Source organism: Ascidiaceihabitans sp. (assembly GCF_039986515.1).
Lineage (GTDB): Bacteria > Pseudomonadota > Alphaproteobacteria > Rhodobacterales > Rhodobacteraceae > Ascidiaceihabitans.
On the sequence record NZ_JBDWQO010000015.1, the window covers coordinates 140,627 to 165,372 of the forward strand.

The 24,746-nt window shown below is 52.7% G+C and carries 24 protein-coding genes and 1 tRNA gene; 13 read left to right on the plus strand and 12 right to left on the minus strand.

Annotation, left to right across the window (positions count from 1 at the left end):
* Positions 1-253 precede the first annotated feature (253 nt).
* On the plus strand, positions 254-934 hold the full coding sequence (locus ABJL60_RS15260; RefSeq protein WP_348290116.1) for an SGNH/GDSL hydrolase family protein: 681 nt from the start codon (positions 254-256) through the stop codon (positions 932-934).
* Positions 935-1,241: 307 nt separating this feature from the next.
* On the opposite strand, the gene ABJL60_RS15265 is transcribed toward ABJL60_RS15260, so the two are convergent.
* From ABJL60_RS15265 to ABJL60_RS15275, 3 genes are all read right to left on the minus strand, one after another.
* Positions 1,242-2,594: an efflux transporter outer membrane subunit gene (locus ABJL60_RS15265; RefSeq protein WP_348374498.1), complete on the minus strand. Its 1,353-nt coding sequence runs from the start codon at positions 2,592-2,594 to the stop codon at positions 1,242-1,244.
* A 77-nt stretch (positions 2,595-2,671) separates the two neighbouring features.
* A complete protein-coding gene (locus ABJL60_RS15270) occupies positions 2,672-5,725 on the minus strand; it encodes an efflux RND transporter permease subunit (protein WP_348374499.1) in 3,054 nt (1,017 codons plus the stop codon).
* A gap of 4 nt (positions 5,726-5,729) precedes the next feature.
* Positions 5,730-6,977 carry an efflux RND transporter periplasmic adaptor subunit gene (locus ABJL60_RS15275; RefSeq protein ID WP_348374500.1) on the minus strand — a complete coding sequence of 416 codons (1,248 nt, stop codon included), beginning with the start codon at positions 6,975-6,977 and terminating at the stop codon, positions 5,730-5,732.
* 258 nt (positions 6,978-7,235) lie between these two features.
* On the opposite strand from ABJL60_RS15275, the gene ABJL60_RS15280 reads away from it, so the two are divergent.
* Complete coding sequence (locus ABJL60_RS15280; RefSeq protein WP_348374501.1) at positions 7,236-7,535, plus strand: hypothetical protein; 300 nt, start codon at positions 7,236-7,238, stop codon at positions 7,533-7,535.
* A gap of 29 nt (positions 7,536-7,564) precedes the next feature.
* Positions 7,565-7,846, plus strand: a complete 282-nt coding sequence (locus ABJL60_RS15285; RefSeq protein ID WP_348374502.1) for a hypothetical protein — start codon at positions 7,565-7,567, stop codon at positions 7,844-7,846.
* A gap of 33 nt (positions 7,847-7,879) precedes the next feature.
* Here the strand turns inward: ABJL60_RS15285 and ABJL60_RS15290 are convergent, their stop codons facing one another.
* Positions 7,880-8,770: a LysR family transcriptional regulator gene (locus ABJL60_RS15290; protein ID WP_348374503.1), complete on the minus strand. Its 891-nt coding sequence runs from the start codon at positions 8,768-8,770 to the stop codon at positions 7,880-7,882.
* 102 nt (positions 8,771-8,872) lie between these two features.
* Between ABJL60_RS15290 and ABJL60_RS15295 the strand changes: the two genes are divergently transcribed.
* The 4 genes from ABJL60_RS15295 (at position 8,873) to ABJL60_RS15310 (ending at position 10,994) form a co-directional block, all read left to right on the plus strand.
* Entirely contained in the window at positions 8,873-9,013 is a 141-nt protein-coding gene (locus ABJL60_RS15295) for a hypothetical protein (protein ID WP_348374504.1), read from the plus strand.
* 33 nt (positions 9,014-9,046) lie between these two features.
* On the plus strand, positions 9,047-10,153 hold the full coding sequence (locus ABJL60_RS15300) for an alkene reductase (RefSeq protein WP_348374505.1): 1,107 nt from the start codon (positions 9,047-9,049) through the stop codon (positions 10,151-10,153).
* Positions 10,150-10,488 (plus strand): cupin domain-containing protein, encoded by a 339-nt coding sequence (locus ABJL60_RS15305; RefSeq protein WP_348374506.1) that lies wholly within the window; start codon positions 10,150-10,152, stop codon positions 10,486-10,488. Before ABJL60_RS15300 ends, ABJL60_RS15305 begins: the two co-directional genes overlap by 4 nt.
* A 65-nt stretch (positions 10,489-10,553) precedes the next feature.
* Positions 10,554-10,994, plus strand: a complete 441-nt coding sequence (locus tag ABJL60_RS15310; protein WP_348374507.1) for a zinc-binding dehydrogenase — start codon at positions 10,554-10,556, stop codon at positions 10,992-10,994.
* Positions 10,995-11,073: 79 nt separating this feature from the next.
* Here ABJL60_RS15310 and ABJL60_RS15315 read toward each other — a convergent pair whose 3' ends face one another.
* Complete coding sequence (locus ABJL60_RS15315) at positions 11,074-11,496, minus strand: hypothetical protein (protein WP_348374508.1); 423 nt, start codon at positions 11,494-11,496, stop codon at positions 11,074-11,076.
* Between the two features lie 530 nt (positions 11,497-12,026).
* Here ABJL60_RS15315 and ABJL60_RS15320 point away from each other — a divergent pair.
* On the plus strand, positions 12,027-12,395 hold the full coding sequence (locus ABJL60_RS15320) for an Arm DNA-binding domain-containing protein (RefSeq protein ID WP_348374509.1): 369 nt from the start codon (positions 12,027-12,029) through the stop codon (positions 12,393-12,395).
* Positions 12,396-12,412: 17 nt separating this feature from the next.
* Positions 12,413-12,931 carry a hypothetical protein gene (locus ABJL60_RS15325; RefSeq protein ID WP_348374510.1) on the plus strand — a complete coding sequence of 173 codons (519 nt, stop codon included), beginning with the start codon at positions 12,413-12,415 and terminating at the stop codon, positions 12,929-12,931.
* 89 nt (positions 12,932-13,020) lie between these two features.
* Here ABJL60_RS15325 and ABJL60_RS15330 read toward each other — a convergent pair whose 3' ends face one another.
* The 5 genes from ABJL60_RS15330 to ABJL60_RS15350 form a co-directional block, all read right to left on the minus strand.
* On the minus strand, positions 13,021-13,410 hold the full coding sequence (locus ABJL60_RS15330; RefSeq protein WP_348374511.1) for a hypothetical protein: 390 nt from the start codon (positions 13,408-13,410) through the stop codon (positions 13,021-13,023).
* Positions 13,411-13,945: 535 nt separating this feature from the next.
* Positions 13,946-16,459 (minus strand): SIR2 family protein, encoded by a 2,514-nt coding sequence (locus ABJL60_RS15335; RefSeq protein WP_348374512.1) that lies wholly within the window; start codon positions 16,457-16,459, stop codon positions 13,946-13,948.
* 579 nt (positions 16,460-17,038) lie between these two features.
* Positions 17,039-17,115: transfer RNA gene (locus tag ABJL60_RS15340), tRNA-Arg, on the minus strand.
* Between the two features lie 63 nt (positions 17,116-17,178).
* Positions 17,179-17,643, minus strand: coding sequence for a GNAT family N-acetyltransferase (locus ABJL60_RS15345; RefSeq protein WP_348374513.1), 465 nt, complete (start codon positions 17,641-17,643; stop codon positions 17,179-17,181).
* Positions 17,631-17,942 (minus strand): ETC complex I subunit, encoded by a 312-nt coding sequence (locus tag ABJL60_RS15350; RefSeq protein ID WP_348290137.1) that lies wholly within the window; start codon positions 17,940-17,942, stop codon positions 17,631-17,633. The genes ABJL60_RS15345 and ABJL60_RS15350 overlap by 13 nt, the downstream gene beginning before the upstream one ends.
* A 218-nt stretch (positions 17,943-18,160) precedes the next feature.
* Here ABJL60_RS15350 and uvrB point away from each other — a divergent pair, with 218 nt between their 5' ends.
* The 3 genes from uvrB (at position 18,161) to ABJL60_RS15365 (ending at position 21,162) form a co-directional block, all read left to right on the plus strand.
* Positions 18,161-20,374, plus strand: coding sequence for an excinuclease ABC subunit UvrB (uvrB, locus tag ABJL60_RS15355; protein WP_348290139.1), 2,214 nt, complete (start codon positions 18,161-18,163; stop codon positions 20,372-20,374).
* A 72-nt stretch (positions 20,375-20,446) separates the two neighbouring features.
* Positions 20,447-20,665 carry a DUF6500 family protein gene (locus ABJL60_RS15360; protein WP_348374514.1) on the plus strand — a complete coding sequence of 73 codons (219 nt, stop codon included), beginning with the start codon at positions 20,447-20,449 and terminating at the stop codon, positions 20,663-20,665.
* 68 nt (positions 20,666-20,733) lie between these two features.
* Positions 20,734-21,162, plus strand: a complete 429-nt coding sequence (locus ABJL60_RS15365; RefSeq protein ID WP_348374515.1) for a hypothetical protein — start codon at positions 20,734-20,736, stop codon at positions 21,160-21,162.
* Here the strand turns inward: ABJL60_RS15365 and ABJL60_RS15370 are convergent.
* On the minus strand, positions 21,159-21,386 hold the full coding sequence (locus ABJL60_RS15370) for a zf-TFIIB domain-containing protein (RefSeq protein WP_348290145.1): 228 nt from the start codon (positions 21,384-21,386) through the stop codon (positions 21,159-21,161). The genes ABJL60_RS15365 and ABJL60_RS15370 overlap by 4 nt on opposite strands.
* A 234-nt stretch (positions 21,387-21,620) precedes the next feature.
* Between ABJL60_RS15370 and ABJL60_RS15375 the strand changes: the two genes are divergently transcribed.
* Positions 21,621-22,220, plus strand: coding sequence for a hypothetical protein (locus ABJL60_RS15375; protein WP_348374516.1), 600 nt, complete (start codon positions 21,621-21,623; stop codon positions 22,218-22,220).
* Positions 22,221-22,294: 74 nt separating this feature from the next.
* Here ABJL60_RS15375 and ABJL60_RS15380 read toward each other — a convergent pair whose 3' ends face one another.
* A complete protein-coding gene (locus ABJL60_RS15380; RefSeq protein WP_348374517.1) occupies positions 22,295-24,580 on the minus strand; it encodes a glycosyl hydrolase family 28-related protein in 2,286 nt (761 codons plus the stop codon).
* Positions 24,581-24,746 lie beyond the last annotated feature (166 nt).

A 24,746-nucleotide genomic window follows, 5' to 3' on the forward strand; every position in this document is an offset into this window, starting at 1 on the left:
ACCTGACAACCATGACACGAAACCGTGATCCGTCAAAGTAATTTTTCAACACATAGTTCCGGCTACAGTCCCGGCCCAAACTTTCGTTATCGTCGTCTTCGGCTCCATTGCCTTTTTCGCAGCGTTGCCAAATTTTTGCCAGAAATACCGATTAGTGTAGACGAAATACTGGCGGCGTTCAGTGTTTGTAAAACTGTCCCGACTAACCTTACCCAGTACAAAACATCACATTACCAGTTTAGGAACGCTGCACATGTTACTACGATTACGAAATGCCATTTTTTTCATGTGTCTAAGCGTCGGTTTTTCAGGCGCTGCCACTGCGGACGGACCGTTGCAAATTCTGACGATGGGCGATTCCATGATGGCGTCCCATAGCCTTTCGAAACGCGCCATCCCGAATGTGATTGGCAAGGCTGTCAACGCGCGTGTGGTGGACAGATCTGTATCGGGCGCACGGATTATCTACAATCTGCCCATCACAGGCAGTATGGGGCTGAACATCGCAAAACAGTTCCGGCCCGGGCGATGGGATTGGATCGTCGTGAATGGTGGCGGCAATGACCTATGGCTGGGCTGCGGGTGTCGAAGCTGCGATCGGAAGATGAACCGGATGATCACAAAAACCGGTGCCCGGGGGGAAATTCCCAACATGGTACGGAAGTTACGCAGCACCGGGGCGCAGGTGATTTATGTTGGATATTTACGCAGTCCGGGCACCGGATCACCCATTGAACAATGTCGGGACGAAGGCAACGAGCTGGAAAGCCGCATCAGCAAACTCGCGGCTTCAGACAAAGGTGTCCATTTCGTATCATTGGCGAATTTAGTGCCCAACGGTGATCGTTCCTACCACGCTTTGGATATGATCCACCCATCCCTGAAGGGCAGCCGCGCCATTGGTCAACGCATCGGCCAAGTAATCAAGAAATAAACTATACGGCGATCAAAGCGACCACGCCAAAGTGCTGTGCGGGTGGTGACCTCAAAGCAACGTACAGTCTGGACAAAGCGGGGCAGCGGCAAAAGTGCCACATGGCCTGCTGACTGACCTGCCGAACCAAGCCATGCGGGCTGGGAGAGGACTACATCCCACAGCACAAAATTGACGCACGATCTTTTTTAAGGCCATTGGATTGAACAATACCCAATTATTATAGAACTGCTTGACGGCAGGAATTTACCGCATCCGTTTCAATAACGCCTTCTGCACAAGTTGCGTCCGAACTAGCCTTGAACACTCAGAGCGCCAACCAGCCTTTGCCCGTTGCCACCTGCAGTTCGACCCAAGCCAAAACCAGATCCCGACGCGCCCCAAGAAGGGAAAACCGTGAACTCGACAACGCGGTTTCCGCATCAAGAACATCTGTAATCGGCGACGCGCCATTTTCATAACTTGCGCGTGACAATGCCACCAGGTTTGTGGACGCATCGGTCACACGGCGGAACGCTGCAACCTGACCGTTGAGCCCCTGCAAAAGACTAAGCGACGTTTGCACGTCTTCTGTCGCGGAGAACACGACACTGCGCCATTCAATTTCTGCTTGCTTGGCTTGCGAAATTGCGGCGTTTCGACGGGCAGCCAGCACGCCACGGTTCAGAACGGGCAAAGCAATCGCGGGTCCAAAGCTCCAGGTGCCTTGCGAAGAAATCGCAATGTCGCCTCGCAAGTTCAAACTTGGATAAAGCTGGGCTTCCGCGACACCAATACCAGCGGTTGCAGCCGCGAGCGCACGTTCGGCGGCCCGTATGTCAGGACGGTTGCGCACCAGATCCGCCGGCACCCCCGTTTTGCCAATCCGGTTTGGCGATGGCAATCGCGCACCGCGTTGCATTTGAACCAGCAATGGACCAGCAGGCTGTGCCAAAAGGGTGGCCATCCGAAACACGTTGGCTTCAAAGTTGGCCCGCAAAATAGGAAGATCCGCTTTTGAACGATCCAGTACCTGACGGGCTTGTTGCACCTCAAGCTGGGACGCATCGCCTGCATCCAGACGAATGCGAACCAATTCCAAAGTTCTGTTTTGGCTTGTGATTGTCCGGCGCGAGATTTCAGCGGCATTCTGGAAGTAACGCGCATTTACGTAACTGCTTGTGAGTTCGGCCAAGTAACCCAACCGGACCGTCGACGCATTGAATTGCGCTTGCTCAAGTCCGGCCTCGGCCTGTTCCACACCACGGCGGAACCCGCCAAACAAATCAAAAACAAAATTGGCGTCCCCGGACACGGCATTTGTGCGCACGCGCCCTGCCCCTGCGTCACGCCGTGTCGACTGCACACCGATGCCGCCCGTCACCTGCGCATTTTCGCCGGTTTGCCCAAGCTGTGCGCGGGCCGCTTCGATCCGCTCTAGACTGGCAGCAATATCAAGGTTTTGCGCCAAACCTTTCGCGATGAGCTCATTCAGCAATGGCTCTTTGAGGCTTTTCCACCAAGCAACTTGCGCGGCATCCACCAAAGCAGACGATCCACCCCCCACAAATTGCGCAGACGCTTCGGCCTTGGGCGGCACGTAATCGGGGCCAACAGCAGAGCAGCCAGCCATTACAAGAACGCTGAAAGCCGCCAAAGATCTACGCAAACTCAAAGTCATATTAGACCTTTTCGTGAAGGGTTGAACATTTTGCTTACCCCTATTTGGACACATACATCACAGATGACAAATGCCCTTTAGGTGGTCGGTTTTGTTTCGTTGCCCTGCACGCGAAAGAAGATCGCATAGAGCGCCGGAACGACGATAAGGGTCAGGATTGTTGCAAAGCTGAGGCCACAAATGATGACCACGGCCAGCGACTTAAAGAACGGGTCCCACAACAGTGGAACGACACCCAAAACAGTCGTCAGCACGCCCAGCGACACAGGCCGAACACGGCTGACGGCCGAATCCACAACAGCCAGCATCCGGGCCTTGCCGTCGGCAATTTGGGTATCGGTTTCATCAATCAAAACGATGGCGTTTTTAATCAACATCCCCGTCAGCGACAAAATGCCAAGGATCGCCATAAATTCCATCGGTGTTTGCGTGCCTGCAAGGCCGTAGATCACGCCAATCAGCGCCAAAGGCACTGCCAACCAGATGATGATCGTTTGACGCCACGCATTGAACAGAAACAGAACCACGATAAACATCGCCCCGAACCCAATGGGCATGGTCGAGGCCAAACCGGCGTTTGCCTCTTGGCTGCTGCCGTATTCGCCTTGCCATTTCATGGTGTAACCCGGTGGCAGCTTGATCGCTTCGATGGGGTCTTTCACTTGGGCGAACAAATCACCCGACAAAACCCCCGGAGCGTTGTCGCTTTGTGCCGTGATAACCAAAGCCCGGTCGATGCGTTTCAGATTGCCCGCTTCAAAGACGATGTCAAAGCGGTCTACCACCTGACTGATCGGGATATATCCGCCAGTTGTCTGGCTAAAGATCTGAATGTCGCGCAGCGCACCGATGTCATTGCGCGCAGATTCAACAGGGCGCATTACGATGTTGCGCAACTCGTCGCGTTCTCTGTAGACACCCAGCGTTGTGCCAGTCAGGTGGGAATAGATCGCGTTGGAAATCTCGCCTTGTGTCAGCCCCAATCGCCGTGAATTTTCGATATCGATCACCGGCCGCACAGTTTGAACCTGCTCGCGCCAATCGTCTTTGACGGCAATGGCACCCGCATCAGACATGATCGTTTTGGCCTGCCCTGCAAGGTCGCGCAATACGGCAGGGTCAGAGCCATAAAACTCAGCCTCAACCTTAGAACCGCCACCTGGCCCCAGCACGAATTTCCAAACTTTCGAGTTTGCCTCAGGATATGTTTCGTTGATGTGCGCCTGTAGTTTTGGCCGCAATTCTTCGATGATTGTGAAATCATCCACATCAACCAAAACTTGCCCATAGGCCGGATTGCCCCCCTCGGCCTCATAGATCAGCATGAAGCGCAAGTGCCCGCCACCAGCAACAGAATTCGTCCCTGTCACACCTTCAAGCCCGCGCGCATATTCAGCGATTTCCAGCAAATCGCTTTTGGTACGTTCAATATCCGTGCCTTGTGGCAAGAAGTAATCGATCACGAATTGGTCACGCGTTGAGGACGGGAAAAAGCCCGCAGGCACCGCGCTGAACATCGCCACAGCAGACACAAACAGGGCCACTGTGATACCGACCGTGATCCACCGCACACGGATCGCCACGGCCAGAAATTTGCGATATCCTGTGAGGATAAAGTTTTCTTTGGGTTCTGCGTCCGATGCGCCCTTTTTCAACAAAAGTGCACAATAATATGGCGTCAACCAAATCGCCACCAACCACGAGAACAGCAAAGCAATGCCGATGGTCCAGAACAGGCTACCAGCATATTCGCCCGTGTTGTCAGGCGAAAAACCGATAGGCGAAAAGGCAAGAATACCAACAAGCGTCCCGCCCAAAAGTGGCCACATGGTTTGTTTGACCACGGCGCGGGATGCCGATGCTGCGTCTTCGCCCTTTTGAACGCGCACAAGCGTGCCTTCCACGACCACAATCGCATTGTCGACCAACATGCCAAGCGCAATGATCAAAGCCCCCAGCGAAATCCGCTGCATGTTCAGCCCATAAAGATACATGCCAAACAGCGTCCCTGCGATGGTGACCATCAAGATGCCCCCCATCAGGATGCCGGACCGTAACCCCATAAAGATCAGCAAAGTGCCCACCACAATCGCCAGCGCCATCATCACATTGACCACAAAGTCATCGACGGATGTTTTCACACTCGCCCCTTGGTCGGAGATTGGCAGGATGTCGATGCCTATGGGGCGCTCGGATTCCAGTTCGGCGATGCGTTCCTTGACCGCATTGCTCATGTTCACCACGTTGCCGCCACGCTGGTTTGAAATCCCAAGCCCGACCGCAGGCTGCCCATCACGATAAAGCAATGAACTTGCCGGTTCTTTCAAGCCACGGCTGATCTGCGCAATATCACCAAGACGGAACGACGTTTGCGTTTGCGGGTTCGTGATCAACAGGTTTTCAATAGCGTCAATCGAGCCCACAGCACTTTCGGGACGAATGGCCAATCGTGTCGATCCCGCAACAATAGAGCCCGCGGGCGTGACAAGGTTTTGCCCTTCCAACAATTGTTGAATTTGGGCAGGGGCCAGCCCCAGCTCTGTCAATCGTGCAGGGGCATATTCAACATAAATGACCTCTTCCTGCACCCCGTTCACAATGACTTTTGACACACCATCAACTGTCACCAGTTCACGTTGCAAATCTTTGGCGTATTCATTGAGATCAGAAAGCGTAAATCCTTCACCCGTGATAGCATAATACTGCGCATAAACGTCGCCAAAGTCGTCATAGACCTGACTGCTCAGGGCATTTGGCGGCAGTTGGGACTGCGCATCCGATATTTTGGCCCGCATCTTGGCAAATTTTGCATCCAGCTCAGGATAGCCGCGGGTCGAGGCGATGGTAAATTCAACCGTGACTGTGCTTAGACCCGGCGACGACACCGATCGGACCTCGTCAATGCCTTGCAATTGTTGCAAAGCGTTTTCGACGACTTCCGTCACTTCTTCGGCGACCTCTTCGGCGGAAGCCCCGGGATAAGGCGTGATGATTTGCGCCTGACGGATGACAAATTCCGGGTCTTCAAAGCGGGGCAAGGCCGTGTAGGCGAAATACCCTGCGAACAGGATCAACACCGTCGCAACGGCTGAGATCAATCGCTTTTCAAGCGCAAAACGGGCCAAGTCCATCTTATCAGTTCCCCACTTGCGTGATGGGGCGGACGGTCATGCCATCCACGATGCGACTGACGCCTGCGGACACGATTGTATCGCCATCAGACAAGCCGTCACTGACAACGACCATGGCACCGCTGGCCTCGCCCAAAGTGACCGGGCTTTTTGAAACGACGCCTTTGCCATCGACCAGCCAGACAAAGGGTGCCCCGTCCGGCTCTGCGGCGATGGCCGATAAGGGTGCGCGCACCTGTGCGGCCTGACCCGGGGTCGAGGAAATGACATTAGCGACCATACCAGGCAAGATCACGGCGTTCTCGGGAATGGTGACAGCAACGCGGCCACGGTAGGTTTGGGTTGCACTGTCAGCTTGCACCGAAAACTCAACCACCTCGGTATCAAACACCACGCCCGGTATCGCATCGAAAGTCGCTGTCGAGGTGATCCGGCCGGCACCGTTGCGCGTTAGTTCCGTGACATCGGGGCTTGGAATATCAAAGGCAAGGTGCACCACATCAAGGCCTTGCAACAAGGCAATGCTTTGGCCTGCAGACACATTTGAGAAGTTTTCGATGTCGCGGCGGGCAATGATGCCATCAAACGGGGCGGTCAGCGTCGCATCCGCAAGGTTGTCTTGCGCAACTTTTATCTGGACATCAATCCCGCGCAAAGCCGCCTCGGCGGCTGCTATTTCTTCGGGTCGACCGCCGGCTTCGCCGATCCGCAATTGTTCTTGCTGGGCGCGCAGGTTTGCCTGGGCCACACGCGCTTCGGCTTGGGCCCCTTCCACTTGGGCACGGGTCGACACGCCACGCTCTAACAGGGAATTTGCGCGTTCCAGCGCCTCGCTGGTTTGTTCAACCTGCGCCTGCGCACTGTCTACCGCCGCTTCAAGGGCCGCGATTTCTTCAGCCCGCGCACCCGCACGCAACGCCTCCAATTGCGCGGTTGCCTGATCCCGCGAGCTTTCCAACTGAGCAATCTGGTTTTTGAAATCACGCGTGTCGATCTGCGCGATCACATCACCCGCTGCCACGTCAGTCGAAGCACGGATCGGCAATTCGACAACTTGGCCAGACACTTTGAAAGACATCTCGATCTCGCGCGAGGGCAACACAATCGCCGGGTACTTCCGACTGATCGTGGCAGACGTCGACGTCACAATAGCCACTTTCGCTGGCCGCGGATCGACATCTTGCGCCATTGACGGGCCGACCATCAAGCCCCCAAAGCCTATAAACACGCTCAACATAAAGTGTTTCGTCATCGCAAAAGCCCTTATCAGTTGTTGCAGCCCAAACATTGAGTATCAAAACCCTACAGACAAATTTTGCGATTAACCACATTTACAGCGTTACAAATAATGTCTTGAAACGGTTTGGAAACCGGATTCCGTCGCCCGTCGAATTTGTGCGGGAAATTTGTTGTTTCCAGAAACGCATATGTTTGGCTGTCGGCATCCTGTGCCTTGCCTCCGCTCACAAAAAACCTTCTACCGAATGCACCAACGGGGTTTGAGCGGGACATGAAAGACGGCCGGCACACGGCATTCCTAAAGCGATGCTTGTCTATCGACATCGAAGTAAATCCAAAGGCTGCCGACGTATTTGCCCTTGCGGCTGTTTGGTGCGATGGCCGTGCGCCCCTTGTTTTACCAAAAGGCGTTCAGGCGCGTGGCCTTGACAGGTTGCAAGACGCTTTATCGCAAGCGGACCATCCTTTGGGTCACAACATTCTGAACCACGACCTGCCCATCTTTTTGCGCTGCGCCCGACGCTACCAGCTGATGGTGCAATTGATACTCTATGGCTTACTGACATCCTGACGGTGCTGACCAGCGGCAAGCACCCTTTGATGGATGCAAGGGCTGACACAAACGCGGAAGCGGTCTTGCGCAGATCGGCAACCCCCGCCACAGACGCGGTCGTGGTGCCAACAAAGACGTTTCAGCTGCCGTCCTTGAAGGCTGTCGACCTATCCTTTGCGGGCCGGCAAAGGCACGGTGATCCGGTTCACACAGCAGTTCAAAAGGTGCAAACAGGCGATCCTGTTGCGCTTGAATACCACGCGCCCTATTGGATCGTTTTGGACCAAAAGGGCGGCAATTTCAGTCAGGTCACGTCGGCGCAATCGTGACGTGGCGAAAAGTCGACAGCAACTCCGAGTGTTTCAGCAAGTATTTTTGAGCCCCTTGTCCAAGTGGTCCAACAACGCGCGGACGCGCCTGGGTTGCTCTGCACCCGCGGGGTAGACAATCTGCAGTGCATTGGGCGGTGGTGCAAAATCATTCAGGATCGAAAGCAGCCGCCCCTCTTGCAGGTCTGCTTGCACGTCCCAATCGGACTTTAGGGCGACCCCGTAACCATTCAAACACCAACGCCGCACCAGATCGCCATCGTTGGCGATACGATCACCGGTCACACGGCAAGTTCGGAGGCGTTTATTCACAATGAAGGGCCAGTCCTGATCCGTCCGCATTCCAAATCGCATCACGATGCAATTGTGGTGCGCAAGATCATCCGGGTGCTGCGGCACCCCGTTTGCTTTGAGATACGCAGGGGACGCACAAACCAAACGTCGGGTGTCATGCAGCTTTTTCGATTTCATCGAACTGTCCGCCTGATCGCCATAACGCAATGCAAGATCAATGCCCTGCCCAACAAGATCGATGTTTCCGTCACTTAGCGTCAGATCAACAGTGACCCCGCGATGTTGTTTCATGAAGGCATCCAGCAACGGCACGATTTGATTGCGGCCCAGATCAATCGGAGCACTCAAGCGGATCAGCCCAGAGATCTTTTCGACGCCAAGTCTGATCCGTGCTTCGGTTTCTTCGGCTTCCGCAAGAATGCGCCGCGCACCTATGACCAATTCCCGGCCTTCATCTGTGAGGCTGATAGACCGTGTTGTCCGTGTCAAAAGCCGCGCACCATAGTGGGCCTCTAACGACGCCAGCCTTTCAGAGACGGTCGCGGGGGCAAGGCCCATTTCCCGACCCGCTACGGCAAGTCCACCCTTTTCAACGATCTGTAGGAACAGGCTCAAATTATCCAGCAGCATAGCAGACCCTTATTCATCGGATATTTCGAATTATCACTTCGATATTTGGCCAATTATCCGAACGGGGCGCAACTGCTAAATCACGTCCAAGACAAAGAGAGCATGATGCATCCCGACCATATCACACCCAAAAAGGCGACCATCAGCGCACAAACGGCTTCTTTCCACCCGTCTTTGACGTGCTGGAAAACACCTGCGCGGCAAACGCTTTCGATCACATCGGCATCGATGCAAATGCGTTGAACACCTGATTTTTCTGAACCAAGGACACCCCAAATGACTGAAACACTGACACCACCAATTGAACTTGGCCACATCACACTTCCAAATCGCATTGCAATGGCACCGATGACCAGATCACGCACAACGCAACCCGGCAACGTCCCGAATGCGATGATGGCGGAATACTATGCACAGCGCGCCACTGCAGGGTTGATTATCACCGAGGCCACCCAGATTTCGCAGCAGGGTCAGGGCTATTCGTTCACGCCGGGGATTTACTCGGACGCGCATATCGCTGGCTGGAAAATCGTCACCAATGCGGTTCACAAAGCAGACGGACGGATATTTTTGCAGCTTTGGCACGTCGGCAGGATGAGCCACGAAAGCTTTCACGAAGATGGCAAACCCGTCGCACCGTCAGCCCTATCACCGGATGCGCAGGTCTGGGTTGTGGATGCCGAAACCGGAATTGGCGGCATGGCAGACAGCCCCGTGCCACGTGCACTTGAAACAGGCGAAATCGCATCCGTCGTGAATGACTTTCGCCAAGCCGCCGCCAACGCAATCAAGGCGGGGTTCGACGGCGTGGAAATCCACGGCGCCAATGGGTACTTGATCGATGAATTCCTCCGCAGGTCCTCGAACCACCGCACCGATCAGTATGGCGGAAGTCAGGAAAACCGCATCAGGTTCTTGGTAGAGGTCGCAGAAGCCGTCGCAGGGGAAATCGGCGCCGCGCGGACTGGCATCCGGATGTCTCCTTACATCACGCAGCGCAACATGGCCGACGATGAAATAATTGAGGTCATGTTGAAAGCCGCAAAGGAACTGGACCGGATCGGCCTGATCTACATCCACCTGTCCGAGGCCGATTGGGATGATGCACCACAGATACCGGACCAATTCCGTCACGATTTGCGGTCCGTCTACTCAGGGGCCATCATCGTTGCTGGCAAATACACAAAGGAACGCGGGGACAAGATATTGGCTGACGGGCTTGCTGATGTGGTGGCGTTTGGCCGCCCGTTCATCGCGAACCCCGATCTGCCACGCCGGTTTGCCGAAAACCTGCCACTGTCTGCCTTTGACCCCGACACGCTTTTTGGTGGTACCAAAACAGGCTACAGTACCTACCCTGCAGCAGCGGTGGCCGCATCATGATGCGCGACGATACAGCCAGCACGATCAATTGGAACCCATCAGACATTGGCACTGATCTGGTTCTCGAAACGAACAAAATGCGCGTCTGGCACCTGCGTCTGGCACCTGGACAGACACTTCCGCCGCATCGGCATGACCGGCCTTACTTTTGGACTGTTCTGACAGCTGGCAAAGGGTTGTCGTGCTTCGAAGACGGGCGCCGAGTGCCAGTCACATACGCGGCGGGCGACACGCGTCATTTTCCCGATCTGACCCCGGCAAACGGGTTTGTTCATGATCTTACCAATGTCGGCGACACTGAACTGGTGTTCGTCACAACAGAATTCAAACACTAGGAAATCTTTATGAAAGGATCGCGGGTCACAAACCGACATCTCTAAACCACGCGCAAGCCGCGGCATTGCCCCTGACAAAAATCACATCTTACGAAGCCTTCTTTGATCGACTGGGCATTGATCGTGATGGCGCCAATGCAGGCGAAACGATCCTAATCATTGGTGCAGGCGGCGGCGTCGGTTCTATCGGCATCCAGCTGGCTAAGCAGGCAGGATTGACTGTCATCGCAACAGCCTCACGGCCAGAAACAACGTCATGGGTAAAAGATCTTGGCGCAACACACGTCGTCAACCACCGCAAGGACATGGTTGGGCAGGTGCGCTCATTGGGTCTGCCGCATGTCGATCACATCGCGATTCTCAACGACATGCGCCATTGGGATACGGCGGTTGAGTTGATACGGCCACAAGGTGGGATCGTATCGATTGATAACACCGATCTGCCAGCCGATGGGTGGGATGAAGATGAAAGCCGCCAACATACGCGAGGCACACAGGTTGGTTGAGGCAGGGCAAGCGAAGGGCAAAATCGTGATCGAAGGCTTTTGACGCATTGGAGAATGCGTGAAATGCACCGTTTCTGCCTTATTTTCGGTGCCCGACAACGCCGTGTAAAAGAAATAGAATATTGCGACGGTGTTGCGGGGCAATCCGCGATCGCAACAGAAAATTCACACTGGCCCAATCGCCTTCATTGCAACACCTCAGTGCAGACGTCAGCCAGATTTCGTCAAAGGACAAGTCACTGACGCCGGATCGAAAAAATATTGGCCGCTTTGGCAGGGCTGTTGCCAGCCCCTTAATCAAAGCGGTCACATAAACATTTTGCGCCGCTTTGCGTTCCATCGACAATACCGCGCAAGCTTCGAACAATTCTGACCGCGCAGCGGACCTGCACTTCAAGGCCGCCAAACGGACAGTGTTCAAAAGCTTGCGCATCTCGTCCGACGTGTCGGCAGATGGGGCCGGTACATCCCAATCAGAATGGTGCAAAAGCACTGCGGTCATTTTTTCGATCCAAATTTCGCGACACCCACTGACGGGATACGCACACATACCTTATTATAATAGTCAGGCTTAACGGAGTTTTAAAGGACAAAGCCGAATTGACACATTTATGTGTATTCTGCATCGATCCACAAATTGGCTAAGCCCCTTTGATATTGGCCAAAATAGCGAACTTCGAACCCGCAGGCGGGCTGGGAACCGCTGTGACCCGTACAGTCGCACATTGTCCAAATGATATACCCCTGTGCGTCCCACGGGCGTTACTGGCGCATCGTTCGGCGCTGGTCAGATGATAAATATTTGGCGATCCCTGAAGGACTCGAACCCTCAACCTGCTGATTAGAAGGCGAGTTAGAAGGGTTTCGCCGCATTACTCTGAGCACCGCTCACGGAACAAAAACGACATGAAAACATGAACTCACGTTGACGCGGGTTACGCCTATGATTCATCAATAGCGCCATGTTTCGATGCGTGGCTCTGCCTCTTGGCTTCCTTGTTCGCGCAAGTTTCAGCGGAGGAATGTGGTGCGATGAAATTGACAAAGCGTGTGATTGAAGGGCTGGAAATCAGGCCACAAAGCTATTTTGTCTGGGACGGCGACGTCTCATGTTTTGGGGTGCGCATTTATCCGTCCGGACGGCGCACCTACATCATTCAATATAAATCGGGCAAGCGCACGCGCCGCATGACTTTGGGACAGCACGGCCCCCTCACTACAGATCAGGCGCGCAAACTTGCAATGAAACATCTTGGCGAAGTGGCCCACGGGGCGGACCCCGCCGAAGCAAGGCAAAGCAAACGCCGCGCACCCACTGTTGCTGCCCTTTGTGATCGCTTCATTGAGGAATACGCGGAACAGCATTGTAAGCCGACGACAGTACGGGGCTACCCTACGTAGGGGATGCCACGCCCTATGTGGATGCAACCACGCCCGATGCCAGCCGCATCTGGCGGGTCGAGTTCAGGGCGGGTAAAGACTGTCTTAAGGACACATGGGGCATCCGGAGTTGGGGGCAATTGTTTGATGGCTTTGGCGATCTGATACGGCATACAGGCGAAGTCGTGCGCTACGCCGAACCGAACAGCGACCCCAACCGCAGCCGCTGGCCCAATCATCTGCTTTGGGAAACAGTCGTGGCTGAGATGAATGACGATTTGATGGAAATGCGCAGCGGTGCTGATCCGAACCCGATGAAGGAAGTGCACAAGGAAACCCATATCGCGCTATTGATGCGCAACATTCTGGGGACAAGCCTATCACTCGCGGCTCTAAACGATGTGGAGTTGGACGGTGTCGGGGCATTTCTGGAAAAGACCGGACATGACCTCCAATGTATGGCGATGGCCGATCCATCGAAGACGGAAAAGCAGTTACAGGATGCGAAGGATCGCTATGTGTTTATGAGCGACGCACCGTCCCGAAAATGGGGGTAAATTGATGTAAAAGTCCGGTCATGGACTGTAAATTGATAGCCCCCAAATGTCCGCCAATGTGCGGACATGTTCACCCTTTCGCGCTAATTTTAACCTTCCTCACATGGGAAGGCTTCGGACAAGGCAGGGATCACAGCATGTGACCAAAACGAACCCCAAATCTGAGGGTTAGCGTTCATATAGTTGATGTAGGCCTGCTTCGCAGCGCCAAGAGAAGGTGGCTTTGCCATTGTCAGGGATGATAGCGGTGTAAATCCGTGCGCTTGGGACAGGCAATTTTGGATCATAATCTCAATGATACCCTGTATCCGAAACGAACATACGAGTTTTTGCGAGTTTGGAGAGGTTCCATCGGGGTAGTTTCCATCACACATCCTCAGCATTGTTTCAGACGTGTTTATAGGCTTCACCTTTGGCAGTTCTTGCGCTGCTGCCCCGCTGGCCAAAACAGTCAATACTACTATGTCGAAAATCTTCATATTCAAATCCCTGTAAAACTAACCAATGCGTAGGCACCTGCCCCGAAGCCTAAAGCAATATTACATGTTCAATAGCGGTTAAATCACTGATCCAATACATAGCCCATAGTCGAAACATCTGCTTCGAAAGTGTACCGACGGCTACATACTTTGAAGCGGTATCTCCGTCCGGCGATCAACTATGACACCACATATTTGTTTTCAGTTTGGGCGGAAACTAGACATTCTCTGCAAACTCGAACCTATCACACAGCGACTCAAGTAGCGGACATTCAGGTCGCGTTGAAACTGAGAATTGTTTTGCGTCGCCGCAAGGCAGCTCGGAGCCTTATAGTGTCAGCTGCTGCAGGTTTTGCGAGCGGCAGCAACTGGCTGGAACCGAACATTTGTTACGAAATTTGGCAGTCATTTGTGCCACGATAACTGACGCGCCTATGCTCAATAGACCTGCAAATGTGATTTCTTTTATCACGCACTATCGTGCCAGAATTTCAATCTATTACTCTGCAATACAGACAAACGCTTTCAATACCTGTCAGGTTATAGCGGAAGTACGAAATTTACCGCGAGGAGCTTTTCCTTGCGTTGAAACATGCAAACAAAACCGAAGAGCTTCTTTGACGGATCTATCCTCATAGTTAAGCGCTTTCGCAAAAGCACTCAACCTTTCGTGATATTCAGAGGCAACTTTCTTAGCTTCTTCATACCTCCCCCAATTGAGCAGGACCTCAGGATGTTGCTTTGAAAGCGCGACTATTGGATATTCGTCCTCAGCATCGTCCCGAATATCGATTTGGCGCTCCAATTCCTGAACGCCTTCTGCAAGTAAAAGCTCAGCTTGTTGATCTGCCTGTTTGAGAGTGGAGCAAAAAATAAGTTTTTGCTGGGCGAGCGAGTGTCGCGAGTAATTATTGTCAAAAGCTTCAACCGAACGGTAGAACATTTTAAGGGCGTATTCGTGCTCACCTTTTATTTGATAATATTTCCCGCGTTGCAACCAGTAATGGCCATCATTTTGATATGAAAACTCCAGTTCATCATATATTTCATCAACATACCTTCTGTTATTTCCGTTGAACAATTCAGTAAGAAAGCGCGCACGCATTAAAAATTTGAGAATATTACCTTTTGTTTTCCCGGCGTTGTATACAAATGGAACTTTAAAAATTGTGAAACTCTCAAGGATTGCTACAATTGCTTGCTTAACAATTCCCAAATCAGCAGTTTTTTCAACAACATGACGAACAAATATGTCGTGTCTACCAACCAATTGGTTAGCGGATGTAATATCGATCATACCATCTAAACTGCCTAAGATCTGCCGGAATGGTAATCTCACGCCAAAACCGTCTACAATACTCTCAATTTCGCCAACAGACAGTTTAGAACGACTCATAGTAACAAGAGCAACTATGCAGAACACTGCTTGACTATCGAAATCGGGAAGCCTGTTATATTCACTTTCGATAATTTCTTCAAAGGCCCTTTGCTTTGTAGCCTCGAGCATGAGTATTAACAGCTGTTTCCTTGATTTCTTTAGATTTTCGACTTGCTCTGAGAAACCGAGTTTCCTGAACTCAGGAGCGACAGCGTTGTTAGATATCAATTTTGCCAAAACTGAGTAATCAGAGTTCGAAATCTCACTAATGGAATGAATGTCAGAGATATATCGTTTACGGCGACCAAGGCGACCAGTCCAATCGCTAGAACGTATTTGCCCGACAAGCTCTACGCCTTCTCTTTCACAGGCATTGGAAAATCGCTCCAGATAGTCGATATGTTGATGTATTGCTGGTATAAATAGAATTTTTTTAGGCCCGTCCAATTTTGCCAAGTACTTGATTGCAGAAAGGATAACTTCACTGTCTTGATCAGCCAGTTCAAAAACCCTCGCAGATCGTGTTCGAGAGGCTTCCAGAAGCGCTGCCATTGTAGCTGTTGTCTTGCCGGATCCAGACTGCCCCCTAATTACACTTATACCACCTTGCAGATCTGCCGCACGTTGAAGAATGAATGCTTTAGCATCCAAGATACATGTAAGATCTGCATTTACACCGCCGCATATCGTCTGCCATGTTGGCGCAAGACCTGAAAAAAAATCTCTGGAAAGTTGTCGTATTTTAACAATACCAGGCGTATTTTTTTCCAACCAGATTGATGTTCCAATCTCGATCAAGTTTGAGGCGGCTTTTCCTTCATCGTTAGATGAAGTGGGAACAAGCCCCTGATACTCATAGATATCATCGGGTTCAACTTTATCCCCAATCTCGCGGTTGAGCCATTCGACGAAGTCATCCAATGAAGCGGCTACGGGAGTGATACCAAACTGCTTCAGTTTTCGGCACTTTCTGTCTGACGGAAGCCATGGTGATAATAGAAATGACCGCGAAAATGATGCTACATCATCTTGAAGGGCTTCAATATGTGCTTGAAAAATAGGCTCGTCTAGTTTTGTTCCTATGAAAACGAAAGTTCGATTGGCAAAGTCTTGAATTGATTTTTTATACCAAGGCGTGGGCGCTCTTACTCCAGCTCTGAACTGACGACCAGAAAGTATGAATCCTTCTTCTATATGATTGATTGAACCATTGAGGAAAACAGTCTGCAATTCCTGAAATCCACGCTGTTCCTCGACATGTGATTGGCGCGGAAACGGAACAATCTTTTGAACTCTCTCATGTCGAGGGATATGCAGGAGAGTGTCGTCATAATTGAGAGTATAACAGCGATACCAAGTGTATCGAAAGAGTTTTTTTAGTGAATTTGATGGTGTGCAATCTAGAAACTGTTCTTTCAACATCTTTAGATAATCGAATTCACTTATTTCCATTACATCTTCAGCAAGATCACCGATATCTAGGTCGGTATCTGTTTCAGATAAATAGTTTCTAAATTCTATTTCTAGCTCTCTAGCCTTGTAAACTGCGTTACCTTTACTGTTTGTTGACCCATGCGAGGCACCTGCACCAAGAAACAAAACGACTTCACCGGTCACCAATTTCTTCTTCAGTATTTGCGCATCTTGATCTTCAAACATTTGTTGTTCCAATGAAATCTCTTTGTTCAATAGGTGACAGATAGCGTCACTATGTCAAGGCTGGCCCAGCCTGAATGCGCCGAACCGGACATAAAAATTAACTGTAGAAATTGTCCGTAAAGATACATCAATTAGCTTAACAGTGATAGCTTATCGTCAGATGGTCCGAGTGCGCATTTATTTTCAACCCTTGCCACGTTAGGTGAAAATTGAACGGTTCCTTTGGGCCGCAAGCAGTTTCGACAACAAGGCAGGAAGAACGTCGGTTTCGTCCGCCAATGCCGTAACTCGCCATCTCAAGATGCTGCACTATGCACGAATGTCCGGTCTGGTGAGGTTGTACCACAGCGTTTGACTGCATCGCGAATGGCCGTTTTGAGCCGAAAGCTACAGAACCAGCAAGGTATATCAACGATTTGGCCGTAAATTTCTGTGACAAAGTCTCACTGAGAAGATTGGTGTGATAGCCCATGTTGCAAAACAGACACTTCAATTTGCTTGCTCGACCGCTTCCTTATGGCTTCCCAACCTAGAGAACCTTGAGCGCAAAAATTTCTACATCACGCAAGCAACTGAATAATAAAGATTATTTGGCGATCCCTGAAGGACTCGAACCCTCAACCTGCTGATTAGAAGTCAGCTGCTCTATCCAGTTGAGCTAAGGGACCGCAACGGCCCTGTTGTCTGTGATTGCCTTGGGTTTGGCAAGACCCATACAACCATGAGGGCCCTCAAAGAGTGCGCGTCATAAAGACGCTTAACGGGTCGGCGACATAGCCGCCAAAAGCTGGGCAGACCTGAAACCCTTCTGCATGATACAGGGCGCGTGCTGGCGCGAACATGTCGGCTGTTCCAGTTTCGAGGCTAAGACGGGACAGCCCCTGTTCGTGGGCTTTATCTTGCAATGCGTTCAGGATCGCCCGCGCGACACCTTTGCCGCGGGCTTCTTGGGCCGTGTGCATGGATTTAAGTTCACCGTGATCTGCCCCAATCACCTTCAACGCACCGACGCCTAAAACCTGATCACCCTGCCGCGCGGCCAAAAGCGTTACATCTGCTGCGACCAGTTCGGACACATCCATCACGTGGCAGCTTTCCTCGGGCGAACCCGCCCGCATCAACGCATGATGCCGCGTCAAAAGTGCTGCAACGGCGGGTGTATCCGCGCGTTCAACCGTAATGCTTAGTGCGTCCATGCCCCGCGTCGTCCTGTGGCAAAGTTTTCACCATATCCGCCGGCACGGATGTTAGGCTTGCGTTTGTTGGGTTCTTGCACCTGCGCGTCAATGCCGTTGTCTTTGGCATAGTGGATGGCGTCTTCCTTGGTGTCGAATTGCAGCTTCACTTGGGTTTGCGTATCCGCGGAAGACGTCCACCCCATCAAAGGATCGACAGAGCGTGCCGAAGCCGGGGCAAATTCCAACGTCCAACCCTTGGTTTTGGCGGTGCCAGATGACATCGCAGTTTTGGCAGGTTGATAGATACGTGCGCGCATGGGGGTCACTCCGCTGACTGGCTTGCATTTTCTATGGCATGACAGCGCAGCCCACTGCAAGGGGGCTACGTGTCGACCACCCCCTACATCATCACAATGAAAAAGGAATAAACACGCAAGCTACTGACAATAACTGGCATCAGAACCTGCGAATGGGCAACTGGCTCTTGAACCCTGCGCCCACAACGTCACATTGAAGGCTGAAAGCGAGTGACCCTATGCCTTACGCCCATTCCGACAGCTCTGATGCCACGATGGAACCGATCCTGTCCAATCCTGCCCCTGATGTGCGCAGCCGTCCCAAGCTGGAAGGCGGCAAAGCGTTCAAACTTGTCACGGAATTCGATCCGGCCGGGGATCAACCGACAGCGATCAAAGAGCTGACAAGCGGGATCAACGACGGCGACCGCGATCAGGTGCTGTTGGGGGCAACAGGCACCGGCAAGACCTTTACCATGGCGAAGGTGATCGAAGAAACCCAGCGCCCTGCGATCATTCTGGCGCCAAACAAAACACTGGCAGCGCAATTGTACGGTGAATTCAAAGGGTTCTTTCCCGACAACGCCGTTGAATATTTCGTCAGCTACTATGACTACTATCAACCCGAGGCCTATGTGGCCCGCTCTGACACGTTCATCGAAAAAGAAAGCCAGATCAACGAACAGATTGACCGCATGCGCCACTCTGCCACCCGCGCACTTCTGGAACGCGACGATGTGATTATTGTGGCATCGGTGTCATGCATCTACGGCATCGGCTCTGTCGAAACCTATGGGGCCATGACGCAAGATCTGACTGTCGGAAACAGCTACGACCAACGTCAGGTCATAGCCGATTTGGTGGCGCAGCAATACAAACGCAACGATCAGGCATTCTTTCGTGGCGCATTTCGGGTACGGGGCGATTCGCTGGAAATCTTCCCCGCCCACCTGGATGACCGCGCATGGCGTTTGTCTTTCTTTGGCGAGGAATTGGAAAGCATTACGGAGTTCGACCCGCTGACCGGTGAAAAGACCGCCAACATGGATCAGGTGCGGGTTTATGCGAATTCGCACTATGTCACGCCCAAACCAACCATGTCGCAGGCCATCATAGGCATCAAAAAAGAGCTGAAAATGCGTCTGGATCAACTTGTCGGCGACGGCAAGCTGCTGGAAGCCCAACGGCTGGAACAACGCTGTAACTTTGATCTTGAGATGCTGGAGGCCACCGGCGTGTGCAACGGGATCGAAAACTATTCGCGCTATCTGACGGGTCGCGCCCCCGGTGAGCCACCCCCCACGTTGTTTGAATTCATTCCTGACAGCGCAATTGTATTTGCCGATGAATCCCACGTGTCCGTGCCCCAGATCGGCGGCATGTACAAAGGCGACTACCGACGCAAATTCACTTTGGCTGAACACGGGTTCCGCCTGCCGTCCTGCATGGACAACCGACCTTTGAAGTTTGAAGAATGGGACGCCATGCGCCCGCAATCTATCTTTGTGTCCGCGACCCCTGCAGCATGGGAAATTGAGCAAACGGGTGGTGTGTTCACCGAACAGATCATCCGCCCCACCGGCTTGATCGATCCCGAAATCGAGATCCGCCCCGTAGAGATGCAAGTCGATGATCTGCTGGACGAGGTGCGCAAAGTGGCCGCCGACGGCATGCGGACGCTGTGCACCACCTTGACCAAACGCATGGCCGAAGACCTGACGGAATACATGCATGAACAGGGCATCCGCGTGCGATACATGCACAGTGATATCGACACGATTGAACGTATCGAAATCCTGCGTGATCTGCGCCTTGGGGCCTTTGATGTGTTGATCGGGATCAACCTGTTGCGCGAAGGTTTGGACATTCCTGAATGTGGGTTGGTGGCCATTCTGGACGCGGACAAAGAAGGGTTCCTGCGCTCTGAAACCTCGCTTGTGCAAACCATCGGACGTGCCGCGCGAAACGCCGAAGGCCGCGTGATCATGTATGCCGACAAGATCACCGGATCGATGGAACGCGCCATGGGCGAAACAGAACGTCGCCGCGCCAAGCAGATGGCCTACAACCTCGAACATGGCATCACCCCCACAACGGTGAAGAAAAACGTCGAAGACATTCTGGCGGGTCTCTACAAAGGTGACACCGACCAATCCCGCGTGACTGCAAAGATCGACAACCCACTGGCAGGTGGCAATTTGCAAACCGTTCTGGATGGGCTTCGAACCGACATGCGCAAAGCCGCCGAGAACCTGGAATTCGAGGAAGCCGCACGCCTTCGAGACGAGGTCAAGCGCCTGGAAACCGTGGACCTTGCTGTCGCAGACGATCCTATGGCACGGCAATATGCGGTGGAGAAAGCCGTAGGCGACGCAAAGAAAGCATCAGGGCGAAGCACCGGCGGGCGCGGCGGCATGCGGGGTGGCAAAAGTCGCTATGGCGGCAAGAAATAGGGGGGGGCGTCCAGCGCTGAATATGCCCCTTCACCGTTCATCAATTCCCAAAAAACAAAGTGACAAGATGCAATGAGGACAAGTTTAAGGCGAAAGGCGATTGGAATTTGCGATGCCAAACTGGCCTCAAAGGGTGAAACCGTCGGCTTGTCGTTCTACGCATTTTTCGCCAACAAGAATGACGATCCGGAACTGTTGATGGAAGCTGCCGAATGGTGGATCAAAACACATCAATTGAACCATTTCGAGAAAGCGCAAAAGATCAAAACTATGATTCAATCAGGCCAATAGGATTGTTCGCGATGCGGAACTGGAAACGAGCCTGTCGCAAAAACTTCAGGTCGCCTTATCATTACACAATGCGTTATTTGGCATTCCTTGCGATACTGCCCTGCCCTGCCTTTGCGTGGGAATTTACACCCGGCCTGCCCTGTCTTCTTTCACACACCGAAGGCACCCGTCAGATCGAACTGACCTATGACCCTATGCAGCCGCTCTATTCCGTGACCGTCACGCAAACCACACCGTTCTCCGATAGCCCGTTTTTCGCAATGACGTTTAACGGTCCACGCCCCAATACCATCGCCAGCACACGCCACACCGTCAGCAACGGTGGTCGCTCTGTTACCGTGACGGACACGGGCTTTGGCAATGTGCTGGACGGGTTGCAGTATAACCTGTCGACCACGATCATCGTGGCTGAGGAAAAATTCGACGTACAACTGCGCGGCGCGGCAGGCCCGGTTCAGGCCTTTCGCGATTGTGCGGCAGACGTACCCTCTGCTTAAAAGTCGAACAGTTCTTCCAGAAACCCACCGCGTTTCTTGCGCTTTTCACCGCGGTATCCGTCATCGCGTGACGGGGCCGGCGTGACTTGCCCGACAGAGCGGTCGATGATCTTGTCCAATTCACCGCGATCCAGCCACACCCCACGGCAACTTGGGCAATAGTCGATTTCAACTCCGCTGCGGTCCGAAATCACAAGCGGGGTTCCGTCGATTGGGCAGATCATGGGGTAAGCTCCTATTTGTTACGATTTTAATATGGTGCGTCTTCACGCGTTTTGCATCCCCTGCATCAGCGTAAAATCAAAGACAAAGTAAACGTCCCATGTGCGGCGTAACCCCTTGTTAACCATAATGAACGCAAATGAAGCACTATGCATCGGCTTCGTTCCCTTTTTTACGCTGTCATGGCGTTTAGCATCTGCGTGTCCCTCGGCTTGCCCGCGCAAGCAGGACCGTGGATGCGTGAAAAAGGGAAAGGGTTCTTTTCCACAGCAACCAAGATGACCTATGGGTTAACAACCACACAGTCGGGGTACTTTGAATATGGCATCACCGATCGCCTTACATTTGGCGCCTCTATCGATGTGAACCTTGAAGGCGGATACGCAACCAGTGGCATGGGCCACGTGTTTGTGCGCAAGCCCTTGAAATGGAAACGTGGCAAGTGGCTTTGGGCGTATCAGCTGGGTTTGGGCACCCGGATCGACGCCCTTGGAAAACACCCCTTTACCAAGACCTCGCTGCATTTTGGCAAGGGCATCACATGGCGCGACAAAGGCGGTTGGGTCAGTGTAGATGCGGAGATTGAGTGGGCGCTTGGATCCGCCAACCATGTGATGAAGGTCGATATGACAGTCGGGTTGAATATTTCTCCCCGCAGCAAGGCCATGCTTCAGGTCTACACCAATGTCACTCAGTATGAGGCACGGATTACCTTGGCCCCATCATATATCTTCACTCCGAAGGCCAAGAAAATAAGCTACGTGATTGGACTGGAGGCCCCGACAAGCAGCAGAAACGACTTCGGAATAAAGCTCGGGGTCTGGCAAAAGTTTTGAAGCAGAAAAATGGCAAAAGGCCCACGCGACGTATCACATGGGCCTCATCCTAGACGTCAGTCAGGCTATGTCGCTTAGTCATCGATGCGCAAAGCGATCTGGACCTCACCTTTTTGGTCTTCTCCCCACACAACATGGGCACGGTCCTGATTGGGACCTTCACGCAGTTCCACATGCGGCATCTGATACTTGGCAACGTTGTTGGCGTTGCGTGTCCGCTCAAGGAAAGTGACACTGTCTACACCTATGGCATACCCTTCAAAAGGCAAACGGCCTTCCGTTTCAATGACCCAAGTCGAGGCTGCGGTGTTCTGCTGGTGTTTGATACGCAGCGGATTGGAAACCTGATATTCTACGCCATTGTAAGAGTTGCCCGTGAAATCCACCAATTTAAAACGGCTGCGATCCAGATCGGCAAAGCTGGTGTCCACACGATCGACACGGTCGATGTTGCCTTGAATTGACCGGAATTTGTTGCCCGTAACCGCCAAACCGTTCAGAAAATGGCCTGTTCCAAAGGGTTTGACCACAATGTAACTGAACCACGGCGCGACATCGCCGGACAAAAACACATTGCTGGAAATGGTCATTGAACTGAATGAAAAACCAGCCGTGAAATCCGGGGTGGAATCATGTTCGTTGGTCCATTCAATATAGCAATTGTCGATGTAGTTGGCCGACACAACGCTGCTTGTGTATCCGCTGGCAAATATAAAACCGGCAGACCGGACACCACTTGCAACGCTGTCCCCTTGGAAGAAGTGATTGCCGCTGATGACGTTATTGGATCCGCCAAACAGTCCAAAGTGGCGAAAGCGCGTGGCGCGGTTGTCACGGATTTTTGGGTCGTTGGCGTTGATGTTGAACCCGATGCTCTGACGGTCACTGACATCTTCCGCATCTTCATTGGACAGGAACTGGCAGCGGTCAATAAAGATCCCCTGACACCCGCTGCCATGGGATGTGATGCCGCGGTTCAAGGGGCGGGTGACAAAGCAATCGCGGATATGGAAAATTGATCCGCCCGGTGACAGCAGAATACCACTGCACACGCCGTTGCATTGGAATTCGATGTCGTCGAAAACAAATTTGCTCAGCGAACTGAACCCGGAAAAGTCCACCAGATATTTGAAGCGGCTGAATTTGAAATTCTGTCGACCCTCCGCATCATACAGCGGTTTGTTCAGCGTGATTTCACCGGTGCTGACATTCTTGGAACGCACATAAATTTCACGGCCAACACCGGCCCCCTCGACCAAAGACCCCACTTCAACCGACGCAATGTTGCTGACGGCTGTCAGTGTACGTGAATCCGCAGGGTCGTAGGTGGCTTGAGAGTTCACAACTGTTGTTGCCCAGTCACCGCCACTGGCAGCTTCAAGCTGACCGTTGCGGATCACGCGGCGGGTGGCATAGCTGGTGCGGTCCGGCACGGCGGCCTGCATATCGATGGGTTCGGTGATAAAGACCTTGCGGCCCCGCAAATCCAGAGCTTCGTGGTCAGAGTTATTCAGCAGCGCCTGAAACCCCTTTTTAAAGGCAAGCTCTTCGTTGCCAAAGGCATCGATGTAGGCAGGCAGGTGGAATTCAGTCGTAAGCAACAGCACCTTGTCGGTCGGCATCGTCACGGTCCCCTCAAAACGCACAGGGCCCTCCAAAGTGACATCGCTGTTCAGACGGTAAACCCCCGGAGGAACCAAAATCAAACGTCCGTTGGCAGCCGCATTGGCACGGTCAAAGGCGGCACTGTTGTCGGTGGTGCCATCACCAATCGCACCGTAATCGCGCACGTCCACCACAGAAATCAGATCACGCAGGAAGAACGATGTGACGTCTTCGATTTCGATGTCATCAATACGCACGATGCCACCATTCGGCCCCGTCAGATCAATGCCGAAGTGGCCATAAATAGGCTCACTTCCCCAGATCATGTCGACGCCGGTACGGTCCCCTGCCCCGACAATTGCCTTGATCTCATAGACCTCGCCGTAATCTGTCAGCGTTGTACTTGCGCCATTCAAAGGAATACCTGTTACCGCATTGCCCCCCGAACGGCCTGCAAAGGCCGCGACACGTACGTTAGGCAAGCTGCCAGAGATCACTTTGATCCGTGCCGTTATCTGCAAGTAGCACCCCGGCAACAATGGGGTTTCGCCCATGTAACGCAAACGCGTTGTGTTTGCGATTTTTTGCACTTCTAGGCAGCTGCCAAAATCCTGATCCGCTGGCACAAACGCCGCGTTGGCCGCATTGGCATAGGTATCAGATCCGGGCGTTCCATCGCCCCTGGACCATACATTCAAACCATTCGCAAATGATGGTGGCATCAGCACCACGCCGTCGGTAATTGCCTTGTTCATCAAAATCCCTTTCGCGGGCGGTGCAAGCCGTGTTGGGCACGCAGCGCATATTGAACCAGCGCACTGCAACCAGGTTCGGTGCAGCGCATGCGAGAAAAGGAAGTATCAATGAATGGTTAAGGTGCCCTCACACCACCGTTACGGTGGTCTTTGCAAAGGCAAAAGA

Bases quoted from the DNA above. Each gene is read 5' to 3' on its own strand.
- ABJL60_RS15350 (WP_348290137.1), bottom strand. From the start codon at position 17,942: ATGCGCGCACGTATCTATCAACCTGCCAAAACTGCGATGTCATCTGGC.
- ABJL60_RS15360 (WP_348374514.1), top strand. From the start codon at position 20,447: ATGAGGACAAGTTTAAGGCGAAAGGCGATTGGAATTTGCGATGCCAAA.
- ABJL60_RS15330 (WP_348374511.1), bottom strand. From the start codon at position 13,410: ATGAAGATTTTCGACATAGTAGTATTGACTGTTTTGGCCAGCGGGGCA.
- ABJL60_RS15370 (WP_348290145.1), bottom strand. From the start codon at position 21,386: ATGATCTGCCCAATCGACGGAACCCCGCTTGTGATTTCGGACCGCAGC.
- uvrB (WP_348290139.1), top strand. From the start codon at position 18,161: ATGCCTTACGCCCATTCCGACAGCTCTGATGCCACGATGGAACCGATC.
- ABJL60_RS15295 (WP_348374504.1), top strand. From the start codon at position 8,873: ATGATGCATCCCGACCATATCACACCCAAAAAGGCGACCATCAGCGCA.
- ABJL60_RS15305 (WP_348374506.1), top strand. From the start codon at position 10,150: ATGATGCGCGACGATACAGCCAGCACGATCAATTGGAACCCATCAGAC.
- ABJL60_RS15380 (WP_348374517.1), bottom strand. From the start codon at position 24,580: ATGAACAAGGCAATTACCGACGGCGTGGTGCTGATGCCACCATCATTT.
- ABJL60_RS15260 (WP_348290116.1), top strand. From the start codon at position 254: ATGTTACTACGATTACGAAATGCCATTTTTTTCATGTGTCTAAGCGTC.
- ABJL60_RS15270 (WP_348374499.1), bottom strand. From the start codon at position 5,725: ATGGACTTGGCCCGTTTTGCGCTTGAAAAGCGATTGATCTCAGCCGTT.
- ABJL60_RS15345 (WP_348374513.1), bottom strand. From the start codon at position 17,643: ATGGACGCACTAAGCATTACGGTTGAACGCGCGGATACACCCGCCGTT.
- ABJL60_RS15365 (WP_348374515.1), top strand. From the start codon at position 20,734: ATGCGTTATTTGGCATTCCTTGCGATACTGCCCTGCCCTGCCTTTGCG.
- ABJL60_RS15300 (WP_348374505.1), top strand. From the start codon at position 9,047: ATGACTGAAACACTGACACCACCAATTGAACTTGGCCACATCACACTT.
- ABJL60_RS15265 (WP_348374498.1), bottom strand. From the start codon at position 2,594: ATGACTTTGAGTTTGCGTAGATCTTTGGCGGCTTTCAGCGTTCTTGTA.
- ABJL60_RS15290 (WP_348374503.1), bottom strand. From the start codon at position 8,770: ATGCTGCTGGATAATTTGAGCCTGTTCCTACAGATCGTTGAAAAGGGT.
- ABJL60_RS15280 (WP_348374501.1), top strand. From the start codon at position 7,236: ATGAAAGACGGCCGGCACACGGCATTCCTAAAGCGATGCTTGTCTATC.
- ABJL60_RS15375 (WP_348374516.1), top strand. From the start codon at position 21,621: ATGCGTGAAAAAGGGAAAGGGTTCTTTTCCACAGCAACCAAGATGACC.
- ABJL60_RS15315 (WP_348374508.1), bottom strand. From the start codon at position 11,496: ATGACCGCAGTGCTTTTGCACCATTCTGATTGGGATGTACCGGCCCCA.
- ABJL60_RS15275 (WP_348374500.1), bottom strand. From the start codon at position 6,977: ATGACGAAACACTTTATGTTGAGCGTGTTTATAGGCTTTGGGGGCTTG.
- ABJL60_RS15285 (WP_348374502.1), top strand. From the start codon at position 7,565: ATGGATGCAAGGGCTGACACAAACGCGGAAGCGGTCTTGCGCAGATCG.
- ABJL60_RS15320 (WP_348374509.1), top strand. From the start codon at position 12,027: ATGAAATTGACAAAGCGTGTGATTGAAGGGCTGGAAATCAGGCCACAA.